Genomic DNA, 13,087 nt, shown 5'->3' on the forward strand with positions numbered 1-13,087 from the left:
CCCGATGACTCCCGACCTCTAAGGACCAGTCAGCGCCGTGTTCGACACTCTCTCCGACCGCCTTGCGGCAACGTTCAAGAACCTCCGCGGCAAAGGCCGTCTGAGCGAGGCGGACATCGACGCCACGGCGCGTGAGATCAGGATCGCGCTGCTGGAGGCCGACGTCGCGCTCCCGGTCGTCCGCGCGTTCATCAAGCAGGTCAAGGAACGTGCCCTCGGCGCCGAGGTCTCCAAGGCGCTCAACCCGGGCCAGCAGGTCATCAAGATCGTCAACGACGAGCTGGTGAACGTCCTCGGCGGCGAGACGCGGCGGCTGCGGTTCGCCAAGAACCCGCCGACCGTCATCATGCTCGCGGGCCTCCAGGGCGCGGGCAAGACGACCCTCGCGGGCAAGCTCGGCCGCTGGCTCAAGGGCCAGGGCCACACCCCGCTGCTCGTCGCCTGCGACCTCCAGCGCCCCAACGCCGTGAACCAGCTGTCCGTCGTCGCCGAGCGCGCGGGCGTCGCCGTCTACGCGCCCGAGCCGGGCAACGGCGTCGGCGACCCCGTCAAGGTCGCCCAGGACTCGCTCGTCTTCGCGCGCGACAAGCAGTACGACGTCGTCGTCGTGGACACCGCGGGCCGCCTCGGCATCGACGAGGAGCTGATGCGGCAGGCCGCCGACATCCGCGACGCCGTCAGCCCCGACGAGGTGCTCTTCGTCGTGGACGCCATGATCGGCCAGGACGCCGTCACCACCGCCGAGGCCTTCCGCGACGGCGTCGGCTTCGACGGCGTGGTGCTCTCCAAGCTCGACGGCGACGCGCGCGGCGGCGCGGCCCTGTCCATCGCGCAGATCACCGGCCGCCAGATCATGTTCGCCTCCAACGGCGAGAAGCTGGACGAGTTCGACGCGTTCCACCCCGACCGGATGGCCTCGCGCATCCTGGGCATGGGCGACGTCCTCAGCCTCATCGAGCAGGCCGAGCGCACCTTCTCGCAGGAGGAGGCCGAGAAGCTCGCGGGCAAGCTGGCCAAGGGCCCCAAGGAGTTCACGCTCGACGACTTCCTGACGCAGATGGAACAGGTCCGCAAGATGGGCTCCCTGTCCAAGCTGCTCGGGATGATGCCCGGCATGGGCCAGATGCGCGAGCAGATCAACAACCTCGACGAGCGCGAGGTGGACCGTACCGCCGCGATCATCAAGTCGATGACGCCCGCCGAGCGCAACGACCCGAAGATCATCAACGGCTCGCGGCGCGCCCGCATCGCGCGCGGCTCCGGCGTGGACGTCTCGGCGGTCAAGGGGCTCGTCGAGCGGTTCTTCGAGGCCCGCAAGATGATGTCCCGCATGGCCCAGGGCGGCGGCATGCCGGGCATGCCCGGCATCCCCGGGATGGGCGGCGGCAAGCGCAAGGGCAAGCAGCAGCCGAAGCGCGGCAAGGGCGCCCGCCGGTCAGGGAACCCGATGAAGCGCCGCGAGGAGGAGGCCCAGCGCGCGGACGGCGGCGCCGAGCCCGCGCCCTTCGAACTGCCCAAGGAATTCCGGGACATCCTGCCCCCCAAGTGACATCCCCGTACGGGGCGCGCGGACACGGATTCACGCTCACACCCCCGCGCCCCGTACCATCTGCGCCATGGCAAAGGCTCCCGTACTCACCCCCCAGGCGGATGACTTCCCGCGCTGGTACCAGGACGTGATCAGCAAGGCCGAACTGGCCGAGAACGGTCCGGTGCGCGGCACCATGGTCATCCGACCGTACGGGTACGGCCTGTGGGAGCGGATGCAGGCGGAGCTGGACGCCAGGATCAAGGCGTCGGGCGCGCGCAACGCGTACTTCCCGCTGTTCATCCCCCAGTCGTACATGACCAAGGAAGCCGAGCACGTCGAGGGCTTCGCCCCCGAGCTGGCGGTCGTGACGCACGGCGGCGGCAAGCAGCTGGAGGAGCCCGCCGTCGTACGGCCCACCTCCGAGATGATCATCAACGCGTCGTTCGCGCGCTGGGTGCAGAGCTACCGTGACCTGCCCCTGCTGATCAACCAGTGGGCGAACGTGGTCCGTTGGGAGATGCGCCCGCGCGTCTTCCTGCGGACGACCGAGTTCCTCTGGCAGGAGGGCCACACGGCCCACGCCACCTACGAGGAGGCGCGCGACTACGCGGCGCACATCCACCGCGAGGTGTACGCCGACTTCATGCTGAACGTCCTGGCGATCGACGTCGTGCCGGGCGTCAAGTCCCCCTCGGAGCGGTTCGCGGGCGCGATCAACACCCGCACGCTCGAAGGCATGATGACCGACGGCAAGGCCCTCCAGATGGGCACCAGCCACGAGCTGGGGCAGAACTTCGCGCGCGCCTTCGACACCCGCTTCCTCTCCCGCGAGGGCAGCCGCGACCTGGTGTGGCAGACCTCCTGGGGCGCCTCCACCCGCATGGTCGGCGGCCTGATCATGTCGCACGGCGACGACAACGGCCTGCGCGTCCCGCCGCGCCTCGCCGCCGTCCAGGCCGTCGTCCTCGCCATCAAGGACGACCCCGAGGTGCTGGAGACGGTCCGCAGGATCGGCGCCGCGCTGACGGACGCCGGGGTCCGCGTCGAGGTGGACGACCGCACCGACACCCCCTTCGGCCGCCGCGCGGTGGACTGGGAGCTGAAGGGCGTCCCTGCCCGCATCGAGGTGGGCCCGCGCGACGTCGCGGCGGGTACCGCGATGCTCGTGCGCCGCATCCCCGGCGGCAAGGAGCCCGTGGCGATCGACGCCCTGCCGTCGCTGCTGCCCGGCCTGCTGGAGGAGGACCAGGCGCTGCTGCTGCGCCAGTCCCGCGAGCGCCGCGAGGCGCGCACCAGCGACGTGCGGACCGTGGAGGAGGCCGCCGAGGCCGCGAAGGCGGGCGGCTGGGCCCGTCTGCCGTGGTCCGAGGTGGGCGCCGAGGGCGAGAAGCGGCTCGCGCAGGACGCGGTCACGGTGCGCTGCCTGACCACCGAGGACGGGTCCGTGCCCGAGGACGCCGAGGCGCCCGGCACCGTGGCGGTCGTCGGCCGGTCGTACTGACCCGCTCGTCCGTCGGCGCCCGTACGCGCCGCCCCGCCCGCCGGAACCCCGGGGGCGGGGGGCGTGGGGGCGCGACGGAATGGGGCCGAAACTGACTGGTAAGTGCAAATTCGGGGACTTGACCCGGAATCGGAACACCCCGGGGGACTCGCTCGTTAGGTACGACGTGAGCACGACACCACCAGTTCTCGCCGCCGAGCTGGCGCACGCGTGGGCCGACATTCAACGGCACCACCCGGAGCTGCCGGACCTGGCCGCCCCCGAGTCCCTGATCGGAGAGTCGTCGTCCGCCTGCGGATCCGAACTCTCCTTCGAAAGGCTGTTGCACGAGGCCGTGCACGGCATCGCCGCGGCGCGGGGTGTCCGCGACACCTCCCGCGCCGGGCGCTACCACAACCGGCGTTTCCTCGCGATCGCCGAGGAGCTGGGCCTTGAGCACGTCGAGGACCCCCACCCGAGCAGTGGGTTCTCGCTCGTCGCCATGACCCCCGAGACCCGCCGCCGCTACCGACCCACGGCGGAGCGGCTGACCCGCGCCCTCAAGGCGCACAACGTGGCCACGGCCACCGACACCAAGCGAAGTTTCCGCGGCCCGGCCGCGCGGCACGGCTCCTCGGGGGGCGGCGTCCGCGTCAAGGCGGTCTGCGAGTGCGGACGCAACGTCCGCGTCGTCCCTTCCGTGCTGGCCCAGGCGCCCATCGTCTGCGGAGCGTGCAAGAAGCCGTTCCAGATCGTGGAGGCGCTGACCGCGTCGGCACCCCACTGAGGTCCTGTGGCACAATGGGCGGCTGAACTCGACAGCCGCACAGGACCCTCTCTCCTCCGGCTGGCGCGTCCATCGGGCCCGTGGCGCCGCATCCCCACGCGGAGACCGGCTGAGGCCCACCACGTCAACATGCAGGAGAGACCACTTCCGTGGCCGTCAAGATCAAGCTGAAGCGACTGGGCAAGATCCGCTCGCCCCACTACCGCATCGTCGTCGCCGACTCCCGCACCCGCCGGGACGGTCGCGCCATCGAGGAGCTGGGCCTGTACCACCCGGTGCAGAACCCGTCGCGCATCGAGGTGGACTCGGAGCGCGTCCAGTACTGGCTCGGTGTCGGCGCGCAGCCGACCGAGCCCGTCGTGGCCATCCTCAAGGCCACCGGCGACTGGCAGCAGTTCAAGGGCCTCCCGGCCCCGCCGCCGCTCCAGGTGGCCGAGCCGAAGCCCGACAAGCGCGCCGTCTTCGAGGCCGCCGCGAAGGCGACCGGCGGCGGTGAGGCCCGTGGCGAGGCCATCACCCCGAAGAAGAAGGCCGAGAAGAAGGCCGACGCCGAGGCCGCCGAGGCCCCGGCCGCGCCGACCGAGGGCTGAGGATGCTCGAAGAGGCCCTGGAACACCTGGTGAAGGGCATCGTCGATCACCCCGACGAGGTCCAGGTCGCCTCCCGCACCCTGCGCCGCGGGCGTACGCTCGAAGTCCGGGTGCATCCTGACGACCTCGGCAAGGTCATCGGCCGCAACGGCCGTACCGCCCGGTCGCTGCGCACGGTCGTGGGCGCGCTCGGCGGGAAGGGCATCCGCGTGGACCTCGTTGACGCGGACGACATCCGCTGAGGACGCGCAAGGCAGCACGCGAAGGGCCGGGGACGGACAGTCGCCCCCGGCCCTTCGTGACGTCCACGACCGGCCCGGCCAGGCAGGCGGCCCCGGCGGTCACCGAACGAGGAGTGGGGACAAGGCAGTGGAACTGGTCGTCGCGCGCATCGGCCGCGCGCATGGCATCAAGGGCGAGGTGTCCGTCGAGCTACGCACCGACGAGCCCGAGCTGCGGCTCGCGCCGGGCAGCGTGCTCGCCACCGAGCCGGGGACCGCGGGGCCGCTGACCATCGAGAGCGGCCGCGTCCACAGCGGCCGGCTGCTGCTGCGCTTCGCCGGTGTGACCGACCGCACCGGCGCCGAGGCCCTGCGCAACATCCTGCTGCTCGCCGACGTCGATCCGGACGAACTTCCGGACGATCCCGAGGAGTTCTACGACCATCAGCTCGTCGGCCTCGACGTGGTCACGACGGCGGGGGAGCCCGTCGGCGCCGTGCGCGAGGTCGCGCACCTGCCGAGCCAGGACCTCCTGATCGTCGTCCGGCCCGGCGGTGGCGAGGTGATGATCCCCTTCGTCACCGAGATCGTGCCCGAGGTGGACGTACGGGAGCGCCGCGTCGTCGTCGCTCCGCCGCCCGGACTGCTGGAGGACGTGCCCGACGGGGACGGCGGCACCGACGCGGACGGGCAGGACGGGCAGGAGTCCCGGTGAGGATCGACGTCGTCACGATCTTCCCCGAGTACCTGGAACCGCTGAACGTCTCCCTCGTCGGCAAGGCACGTGCCCGCGGGCAGCTCGACGTGCGCGTCCACGACCTGCGGGAGTGGACCCACGACCGGCACCACACCGTGGACGACACCCCCTACGGCGGCGGCCCCGGCATGGTGATGAAGCCCGAGCCCTGGGGCGAGGCGCTGGACGCCGTCCTGGCCTCGGGGGCGGCCGAGTGCGCGGACGGCGGCCCCGGCCCCGTTCTCGTCGTGCCGACCCCGAGCGGACGGCCGTTCACGCAGGAGCTGGCCGTCGAGCTGGCCGCGTGTCCCTGGCTCGTCTTCACCCCCGCCCGCTACGAGGGCATCGACCGCCGCGTCATCGAGGACTACGCGGCCCGCTGCGACGTCCGCGAGGTGTCCGTGGGGGACTACGTGCTGGCCGGGGGCGAGGCGCCCGTCCTCGTCATGGTCGAGGCCGTCGCCCGGCTGCTGCCCGGCGTGCTCGGCAACGCGGAGTCGCACCGCGACGACTCGTTCGCCCCCGGCGCGATGGCCGGGCTGCTGGAGGGGCCTGTCTACACGAAGCCGCCCGTGTGGCGCGGGCGCGAGGTGCCCGAGGTCCTCGTCAGCGGTCACCACGGCCGGATCGGCCGCTGGCGGCGTGACGAGGCGCTGCGCCGCACGAGCGCGAACCGGCCCGACCTGGTCGAGCGCGCCGACCCGGCCGCCCTCGACAAGCACGACCTGGCCACCCTCGCGGAACTCGGCTGGGAGCAGGGCCACGACGGCCGATTTGGGCGCTCGTCCCGGCCCGTGGAAGAATAGGCCGCCGGCCCCGGACTCCACACGGCGCGCGACCCTGCCACAGGGGGAACGCCGCCCGCCCGTGGAACGGGCCCGCGTCACACCACCACACCACGTACCGCCGATGACCTGTGGCACCGGCGAAGAGAGCAGCAGGTCATGAATCTCCTGGACAGCGTCGATTCCGCGTCCAAGCGCGACGACATCCCGGGCTTCCGCCCCGGCGACACGGTCAACGTGCACGTCCGCGTCATCGAGGGCAACCGCTCCCGTGTGCAGCAGTTCAAGGGTGTCGTCATCCGCCGCCAGGGCTCCGGCGTCCGGGAGACCTTCACCGTCCGCAAGGTGAGCTTCGGCGTCGGCGTGGAGCGTACCTTCCCGGTCCACACGCCGGTCGTGGAGAAGATCGAGGTCGTCACGCGCGGCGCCGTCCGCCGCGCGAAGCTGTACTACCTGCGCAACCTGCGGGGCAAGGCGGCCAAGATCAAGGAGAAGCGCGACAACTGAGCCGCCGCCCTCGTCCGGTTACCATCACGGCGTGACGGAAACCGACGCACGGCCCCCGGAGCGCGATCCCGCCTCCCGCCCTCCCGAGGGCGGGTGGTGGCGGTCGCGCTCCGTGCGTTCGTGGACGGTGGCCTTCGTCGCGACCGTGGTCGTCACCTGGTCGGTCAGCTCCTGGATCGTCCAGCCCTTCCGTATCCCCAGTGGCTCCATGGAGGACACGCTGCGCGTCGGCGACCGGGTGCTCGTGAACAAGCTGGCGTACCGGTTCGGCGATCCGGTGCGGCGCGGGGACGTCATCGTCTTCGACGGCGCGGGCTCGTTCACCGCAGCCGCCCCGCCGCAGGACCGTGGGCCGCTGCTCGGCCTGCTGCACGGCGCCGCCGCCGCGGTCGGGCTCGCCGAGCCGTCCGAGACCGACTTCGTGAAGCGGGTGATCGGCGTCGGCGGTGACCGGGTCAGCTGCTGTGACGCCGAAGGGCGGATCGAGGTGAACGGCGAGGCGCTGGACGAGCCCTACCTCCACCCGGGCGACGCCCCGTCCGAGGTCAGGTTTGACATCGAGGTGCCAGAGGGACGCTTGTGGGTGATGGGCGACCATCGCTCCGACTCCGCGGACTCCCGCCAGTACCTCGGCTCGCCCGGGGGCGGCACGGTTCCGGTGAACCGGGTCGTCGGACGGGTCGAGGGGATCGCGTGGCCGGTCGGCCGCTGGGGATCGGTGGACTCGGGGCATGAGTGACCAGGACCGGGAGCCGTACGCGGGCCGGGACGAGGAGCGCGCCGCGGGCGGTGCCCCGCGCGCACGGCACGGGGCGGGCGGCCACCGGCGTGCCGGGGGCGGCCGGGCACGCCACGACGCGGCCGGTGCCGTGCCCGACGAACCGCGCACCACGTTGCGCGGTCCCGGCGAGGGCCGCGCGGACCGACGGCGCGCGGCCAAGCGCATCAAGCGGCGCCGACGGCTGCGCGCCACACGGGAGATACCGCTGCTCGTCGGCACGGCGCTGCTGATCGCGCTGGTGCTGAAGTCGTTCCTCGTGCAGGCCTTCGTCATCCCCAGCGGCTCGATGGAGCAGACGATACGGATCAACGACCGGGTGCTCGTGGACAAGCTGACGCCCTGGTTCGGCTGGAAGCCGGAGCGCGGCGACGTCGTCGTCTTCCGCGACCCGGGCGGCTGGCTGCACGGGGAGCCGGTCGAGCAGGACGAATCCCCGGTGGGCGTCCGGCAGGTGCGGGACGCGCTGACGTGGATCGGGCTGCTGCCGTCGGCCGACGACCAGGACCTGATCAAGCGCGTCATCGGGCTCGGCGGCGACACCGTGGTCTGCTGCGACAGTTCCGGGCGGATCACGGTCAACGGCGCGCCGCTCGACGAGCCGTATCTCCATCCGGGTGACGCGCCCTCGCAGATCACGTTCGAGGTGACCGTGCCGCAGGGGCGGATATTCGTCCTCGGCGACCACCGGTCGAACTCGTCGGATTCCCGCTACCACCTCGACGAGGAGGGGCAGGGTACGGTACCCGTTGACCTTCTCGTGGGCCGGGCGGTCGTGATCGCGTGGCCGTTCTCCCACTGGCGGGGGCTCGGCGACGGCGACCCGTTCGCCGACGTCCCCGAACCGGGCGCCGGCGCGGCCTCGGCCCGCGCGGGGCCGGTGGCGACGGTCGGCGCGAACGAGATGGCGTCACTCCCGATCCCTGCGGAACTCCCGCTCGTTATGGGAGTGGTGGGCCTGTCGCGGAGGCGGATCGGGCTGGAGCGGAGCGTGAGGAGCGGATGTGGGGGATGTGGCGGTGGATGCGCGAGCGGGTGCGGGCGAGCCCGGGGACGACCGGCCGGTGACGCCGGGCGGCGGAGCATCCGACGAGGGATCCCCCCGTCAGGACGGCGCCTCGGCGCGGGGGGAAGCGAGCGGCGGCGACACGGCCCGGGAGGCCGCCGCCCCTGACCCGGGCGCGGGGGACTTCCCCGCGGCGCCTGACGCGGACGGGCCCGGCGGCCCGGCGGACGACGACGGGACCGCGGCGGCAGGCGGCGGCCGTCACGGGCGGAAGGCGGCCAAGCAGCGGTCGTTCTGGAAGGAACTGCCGCTCCTGATCGGCATCGCGATCGTCCTGGCGCTGATCATCAAGACGTTCCTCGTCCAGGCGTTCTCCATCCCGTCGCTGTCCATGCAGGACACGCTGCAACGCGGCGACCGCGTGCTCGTGGACAAGCTGACGCCGTGGTTCGGCTCGGAGCCGGAGCGCGGCGAGGTCGTCGTCTTCCACGACCCGGGCGGCTGGCTCGACGACGGCCCGGCGGACGAGGGCGGCATCGGCTCGGCGCTGCGGACCGGGCTCAGCTGGATCGGCCTGATGCCGTCCGACGAGGACCAGGACCTGATCAAGCGGGTGATCGCCGTCGGCGGGGACACCGTGGAGTGCCAGCAGGGCGGCCAGGTCGTCGTCAACGGGCAGGCCCTGGACGAGAGCGCCTACCTGTTCCCCGGCAACACCCCGTGCGACGACCAGCCGTTCGGCCCGCTCACCGTCCCGGAGGGGCGGCTGTGGGTGATGGGCGACCACCGGCAGAACTCGCTCGACTCCCGCTACCACCAGAACCTGGAGGGCGGCGGGACCGTCTCGGAGGACGACGTCGTCGGGCGTGCCGTCGTCGTCGCCTGGCCGGTGACGCGGTGGAGCGTGCTGTCGGTGCCGGACACGTTCGGCTCGGTGAGCGACGCTGCCGGTGCGGTCGCGCCGGGCGCGGTCGGTCTCGCGGGAGCGGTCCCGCTGGTCCTGTGGCGACGCCGCCGGATGCTCGGCGCGGCCGAGGGCGCGGCCGTGGACGTCGCGGACGGCGTCGGTGACGCCGACGGTGACGGCGGTCGCGGCGGGGAGGACTCCGGCACGCGGGGCTGACCCGGGCACGTGGCCCTCGGTAGGGTCTCCTGCGGCCCGGCGGCGGATCGCCGGGGGAACCGGAGGGGACCTGATGCGGGGTGCGGCGGGTGGCGCGGGGCGCCGGGAACGGCTGGTGTCGGGGGTGGCCGTGGCCGTGGGGTGTGTGCTGTTCCTCGGCGGCTTCGTCCTGGGGGCGCTGCTGTACCAGCCGTACACCGTGCCGACCGGGTCGATGGCACCGTCCGTGGCGGCCGGTGACCGGGTGCTCGCCCAGCGCATCGACGGGGACGACGTGCGGCGCGGGGACGTCGTGGTCTTCCGCGACGAGACATGGGGCGACATCCCGATGCTCAAGCGCGTCGTGGGGGTCGGGGGCGACCAGGTGGCGTGCTGCGACGGCGAGGGGCGCCTGCTGATCAACGGGGAGCCGGTCACCGAGTCGTACGTGCGGTCGGACCACGGCGCCTCGGCCACGGCGTTCGACGTGACCGTCCCCGAGGACGAGCTGTTCGTGCTCGGCGACGACCGGATGGACTCGCTCGACTCGCGCAGCCACATCACCGCGACCCAGGCCGGAAGCGTGCCGCGTGCCGCGGTGGACGGCCGGGTCGAGGCGACGGTCTGGCCGCCCGGCAGGTTCGGCGGTCTGCCCCGGGCCTCCGGTTTCGCGGAGCTGCCCGGTGGGATCTCGGGTCAGGGGCCGCTGTGGCCGCTGGTGTGGGCGGTCGGCGGGGGCGCCGTGCTGATCTTCGCGGGCGCCGCGTACGGGCGGTTCGCACGCGGGGCGTCCCGTACGGGCCTCCGGCGGCGTGCCGGTGCCGCCGGTGGCGCACAATGAGGTAACGCACGGCTGAAGGGGATCACGCCATGAGTGCCGAAGACCTCGAAAAGTACGAGACCGATATGGAGCTGAAGCTCTACCGGGAGTACCGGGACGTGGTCGGGCTCTTCACCTATGTGATCGAGACCGAGCGCCGGTTCTACCTCACCAACGACTACGAGATGCAGGTGCACTCGGTCCAGGGCGAGGTGTTCTTCGAGGTGTCGATGGCGGACGCCTGGGTGTGGGACATGTACCGCCCGGCGCGGTTCGTGAAGCAGGTGCGGGTCCTGACCTTCAAGGACGTCAACATCGAGGAGCTGAACCGCAGCGAGCTGGACCTCCCGGAGGACTCCGGCTTCGGCGGGAACGGCGGTCGCGGCGCCTGACCGCCCGGCTTCACCCGTACGGGCGACGGCGCTGTCCACAGGTGGCGGGTTGTCCACAGATTCTCCGCGCGGTCCCCGCGCGTGACGGTCCCGGGGCAGGCTTGTTCCATGCACTCCGTGATCGGTTCCCTGCTCTCCGTGTTCCTCGCGTTCGCTGTCCCTTCGCCCGCTGATCCCCCGCACGGCGCCCCGCCAGGGGGCGCGCCGTCGTCGTCCGGCCCGTCGTCGTCCACGCCGCTGTCCTTCTGGCCCGTGCCGGGCGTGGACGGCGGGCGAAGACCTGCCGTGGACCGTCCGTACGAGCCGCCGCCCGAGCCGTGGCGGGCCGGGCACCGGGGCGTGGACCTGCGCGCCCCCGCCGGGGCGCGGGTGCGGGCGGCCGGGGCAGGACGGGTCACGTTCGCCGGGCAGGTCGCCGGGCGCGGCGTGGTCACGGTCGAACTCGACGCCAGCGGCACACCACCGGTCCGGATCACCCACGAACCGGTCACCCCGTCCGTGACGGCGGGGGACCGTGTCGAGGCGGGCTCCCCGCTCGGCGTGCTCGCCGCCGGTCCCCACCACTGCGCCGACCCCTGTCTCCACTGGGGCGCCACGCGGGACGGCACCTACCTCGACCCCTTGGCCCTGCTGCGGCCAGGACTGTTGCGCGCCGGGCCGTCGCGCCTGCTGCCCACGACGGGGGTGCCCGTGCCCGGCGCCTCCGCCTGATGCGCTCGGGCGACCCCTCCCGGCGCACGCCCGGCTCACGGCCACCCCCACCGCGTGGCCGCGCACGCCGGGCGGCGGTGGTGCCCGACCGGTCGTGGCTTAGGGTCGCGTCATGGAACCCGTGGCGATCGAAGCGGGGTCGATACGGCTGCGTCCCTTCAGGAGCGACGACATCGACTGGCTGCACCAGGTCTCGGCCGACCCGCTGCTGCGGCGCTTCATCGACCTGCCGTCGCCCTACCGCCGGGAGGACGCCGCGCACTTCGTCGAACGGCTCGCCGTGGACGGCTGGACGGACGGGTCGCGCGCCGAGTTCCTGGTCGAGTCGGCCGAACGTCCCGGGAGGCGCCTCGGGCGTGTCGGCCTCCACATACGACAGAACGGCACGGCCGAGATCGGCTTCTGGGCCGACCCCTCCGCGCGGGGCGCCGGGGTGACGACCGCCGCGGTCCGCGTCGTCTGCCGGTGGGCGTTCACCGGCCTCGGCCTGGCACTCGTCGAGTGGCGCGCCGAGGTGGGGAACGACGCCTCGCGCCGGGTCGCGGAGAAGGCCGGGTTCCTGGTGGAGGCCGTGCTGCGCCGACGGCTGGTCCACCGGGGGGAGCGGGTGGACGCGTGGGTGGGGTCGCTGCTGCCGTGCGAACTGCTGACCTGATCCGGTGCGGTGGGCGGGGCCTGGTCAGCCGGTCACGTCGGCCAGCTTCGCGCGCAGCTGGAGGACGGACTTGGTGTGGATCTGGCTGACCCGGCTCTCGGTGACCCCCAGCACCTCGCCGATCTCCGCGAGGGTCAGCCCCTCGTAGTAGTAGAGCGTGACGACGGTCTTCTCCCGGTGCGGCAGCGTGTTGACCGCGCGGGCGAGCAGCCGCCGCAGCTCGCGGTCCTCCGCGACCTCCACGGGATTGTCGGCGGCGGTGTCCTCCAGGGTGTCCATCAGGCTGAGACGGTCGCCGCCCTCGCCGCCCGCGTGCAGCAGCTCTTCGAGGGCGACGACGTTCGCCAGGGACAACTGGCTGAAGACGGCGTGCAGTTCCTCCAATGTGACGTCCATCTCCGCGGCCACCTCGGACTCCGAGGGCGTGCGCCGCAGGGACGCCTCCAACGTCGCGTACGCCCGCTCGATCGCCCGCGCCTTCTGCCGGACCGACCGCGGGATCCAGTCGAGCGCCCGCAGTTCGTCGATCATCGCCCCGCGGATGCGGGTGATCGCGTACGTCTCGAACTTGATGGAGCGGCCTGGGTCGAACTTCTCGATCGCGTCGATCAGTCCGAAGACCCCTGAGGAGACGAAGTCGGCCTGCTCGACGTTGGGCGGCAGTCCCACGCTCACCCGGCCCGCCACGTACTTGACCAGCGGTGAGTAGTGCAGGATCAGCTGCTCGCGCAGCCGCTCGTCGCCGGTGGTCTTGTAGGAGCGCCACAGTGCGTCGAGTGCGGAGGGCGCCGGGGCGAGCGCGGCCCCCTCCGTCGCGGCGGGCGCGGCCGGAGCCGCGTGCCGTGGCCCGGTGGAGTGCTGTGGCATACGTGGTCTGGAACCGTTCTGCAGGGATGCGGACGGGTGAGGCGAGGACGAGGTTGTCGCCGAGGCGTCGGAACCCTGTGAGCGTAGCGTGACAGTCAGGTCGCTTTGCGCACGTGGGA

16 protein-coding genes are annotated in these 13,087 nt (G+C 72.6%); 15 read left to right on the plus strand and 1 reads right to left on the minus strand.

Annotated features, from left to right (window positions below; translation table 11 throughout):
- Positions 1-37: 37 nt before the first annotated feature.
- The 15 genes from ffh (at position 38) to IF27_RS25110 (ending at position 12,101) form a co-directional block, all read left to right on the plus strand.
- A complete protein-coding gene (ffh, locus tag IF27_RS25035) occupies positions 38-1,549 on the plus strand; it encodes a signal recognition particle protein (protein WP_052852045.1) in 1,512 nt (503 codons plus the stop codon).
- 67 nt (positions 1,550-1,616) lie between these two features.
- Entirely contained in the window at positions 1,617-3,032 is a 1,416-nt protein-coding gene (proS, locus tag IF27_RS25040) for a proline--tRNA ligase (RefSeq protein ID WP_052852046.1), read from the plus strand.
- Between the two features lie 166 nt (positions 3,033-3,198).
- On the plus strand, positions 3,199-3,798 hold the full coding sequence (locus tag IF27_RS25045; RefSeq protein WP_052852047.1) for a hypothetical protein: 600 nt from the start codon (positions 3,199-3,201) through the stop codon (positions 3,796-3,798).
- Positions 3,799-3,947: 149 nt separating this feature from the next.
- On the plus strand, positions 3,948-4,388 hold the full coding sequence (gene rpsP, locus IF27_RS25050; protein WP_052852048.1) for a 30S ribosomal protein S16: 441 nt from the start codon (positions 3,948-3,950) through the stop codon (positions 4,386-4,388).
- Between the two features lie 2 nt (positions 4,389-4,390).
- Positions 4,391-4,630 carry an RNA-binding protein gene (locus IF27_RS25055; RefSeq protein ID WP_052852049.1) on the plus strand — a complete coding sequence of 80 codons (240 nt, stop codon included), beginning with the start codon at positions 4,391-4,393 and terminating at the stop codon, positions 4,628-4,630.
- A 127-nt stretch (positions 4,631-4,757) separates the two neighbouring features.
- Positions 4,758-5,324, plus strand: a complete 567-nt coding sequence (gene rimM / locus IF27_RS25060) for a ribosome maturation factor RimM (RefSeq protein WP_052852050.1) — start codon at positions 4,758-4,760, stop codon at positions 5,322-5,324.
- Complete coding sequence (gene trmD / locus IF27_RS25065; protein ID WP_052852051.1) at positions 5,321-6,151, plus strand: tRNA (guanosine(37)-N1)-methyltransferase TrmD; 831 nt, start codon at positions 5,321-5,323, stop codon at positions 6,149-6,151. Before rimM ends, trmD begins: the two co-directional genes overlap by 4 nt.
- A 138-nt stretch (positions 6,152-6,289) precedes the next feature.
- Positions 6,290-6,637, plus strand: coding sequence for a 50S ribosomal protein L19 (rplS, locus tag IF27_RS25070; RefSeq protein WP_052852052.1), 348 nt, complete (start codon positions 6,290-6,292; stop codon positions 6,635-6,637).
- A gap of 31 nt (positions 6,638-6,668) precedes the next feature.
- The gene (gene lepB / locus IF27_RS25080; protein ID WP_110946226.1) at positions 6,669-7,376 is read left to right on the plus strand and encodes a signal peptidase I; all 708 of its coding nucleotides are present in this window, start codon (positions 6,669-6,671) and stop codon (positions 7,374-7,376) included.
- Complete coding sequence (gene lepB / locus IF27_RS25085; protein WP_223291204.1) at positions 7,369-8,589, plus strand: signal peptidase I; 1,221 nt, start codon at positions 7,369-7,371, stop codon at positions 8,587-8,589. The genes lepB (IF27_RS25080) and lepB (IF27_RS25085) overlap by 8 nt, the downstream gene beginning before the upstream one ends.
- Positions 8,480-9,544 (plus strand): signal peptidase I, encoded by a 1,065-nt coding sequence (gene lepB, locus IF27_RS25090; protein ID WP_223291205.1) that lies wholly within the window; start codon positions 8,480-8,482, stop codon positions 9,542-9,544. Before lepB (IF27_RS25085) ends, lepB (IF27_RS25090) begins: the two co-directional genes overlap by 110 nt.
- Positions 9,545-9,617: 73 nt before the next feature.
- Positions 9,618-10,364, plus strand: coding sequence for a signal peptidase I (lepB, locus tag IF27_RS25095; protein WP_052852055.1), 747 nt, complete (start codon positions 9,618-9,620; stop codon positions 10,362-10,364).
- Between the two features lie 29 nt (positions 10,365-10,393).
- The gene (locus tag IF27_RS25100) at positions 10,394-10,735 is read left to right on the plus strand and encodes a DUF2469 domain-containing protein (RefSeq protein ID WP_052852056.1); all 342 of its coding nucleotides are present in this window, start codon (positions 10,394-10,396) and stop codon (positions 10,733-10,735) included.
- Positions 10,736-10,843: 108 nt separating this feature from the next.
- Positions 10,844-11,446: a M23 family metallopeptidase gene (locus tag IF27_RS25105; protein WP_110946228.1), complete on the plus strand. Its 603-nt coding sequence runs from the start codon at positions 10,844-10,846 to the stop codon at positions 11,444-11,446.
- 112 nt (positions 11,447-11,558) lie between these two features.
- Positions 11,559-12,101 carry a GNAT family N-acetyltransferase gene (locus IF27_RS25110; RefSeq protein WP_052852058.1) on the plus strand — a complete coding sequence of 181 codons (543 nt, stop codon included), beginning with the start codon at positions 11,559-11,561 and terminating at the stop codon, positions 12,099-12,101.
- A 24-nt stretch (positions 12,102-12,125) separates the two neighbouring features.
- Here the strand turns inward: IF27_RS25110 and whiG are convergent, their stop codons facing one another.
- Positions 12,126-12,968, minus strand: a complete 843-nt coding sequence (gene whiG, locus IF27_RS25115) for an RNA polymerase sigma factor WhiG (protein ID WP_052852059.1) — start codon at positions 12,966-12,968, stop codon at positions 12,126-12,128.
- Between the last annotated feature and the right edge of the window lie 119 nt (positions 12,969-13,087).

This window comes from Streptomyces avicenniae (assembly GCF_000719135.1).
GTDB classification, from domain to species: Bacteria; Actinomycetota; Actinomycetes; order Streptomycetales; family Streptomycetaceae; genus Streptomyces; species Streptomyces avicenniae.

Excerpts from the sequence above, each read along its gene's own strand:
- whiG (WP_052852059.1), bottom strand. The coding sequence starts at position 12,968 with ATGCCACAGCACTCCACCGGGCCACGGCACGCGGCTCCGGCCGCGCCC.
- IF27_RS25105 (WP_110946228.1), top strand. The coding sequence starts at position 10,844 with ATGCACTCCGTGATCGGTTCCCTGCTCTCCGTGTTCCTCGCGTTCGCT.
- lepB (WP_052852055.1), top strand. The coding sequence starts at position 9,618 with ATGCGGGGTGCGGCGGGTGGCGCGGGGCGCCGGGAACGGCTGGTGTCG.
- IF27_RS25100 (WP_052852056.1), top strand. The coding sequence starts at position 10,394 with ATGAGTGCCGAAGACCTCGAAAAGTACGAGACCGATATGGAGCTGAAG.
- IF27_RS25055 (WP_052852049.1), top strand. The coding sequence starts at position 4,391 with ATGCTCGAAGAGGCCCTGGAACACCTGGTGAAGGGCATCGTCGATCAC.
- rplS (WP_052852052.1), top strand. The coding sequence starts at position 6,290 with ATGAATCTCCTGGACAGCGTCGATTCCGCGTCCAAGCGCGACGACATC.
- lepB (WP_223291204.1), top strand. The coding sequence starts at position 7,369 with ATGAGTGACCAGGACCGGGAGCCGTACGCGGGCCGGGACGAGGAGCGC.
- IF27_RS25110 (WP_052852058.1), top strand. The coding sequence starts at position 11,559 with ATGGAACCCGTGGCGATCGAAGCGGGGTCGATACGGCTGCGTCCCTTC.
- proS (WP_052852046.1), top strand. The coding sequence starts at position 1,617 with ATGGCAAAGGCTCCCGTACTCACCCCCCAGGCGGATGACTTCCCGCGC.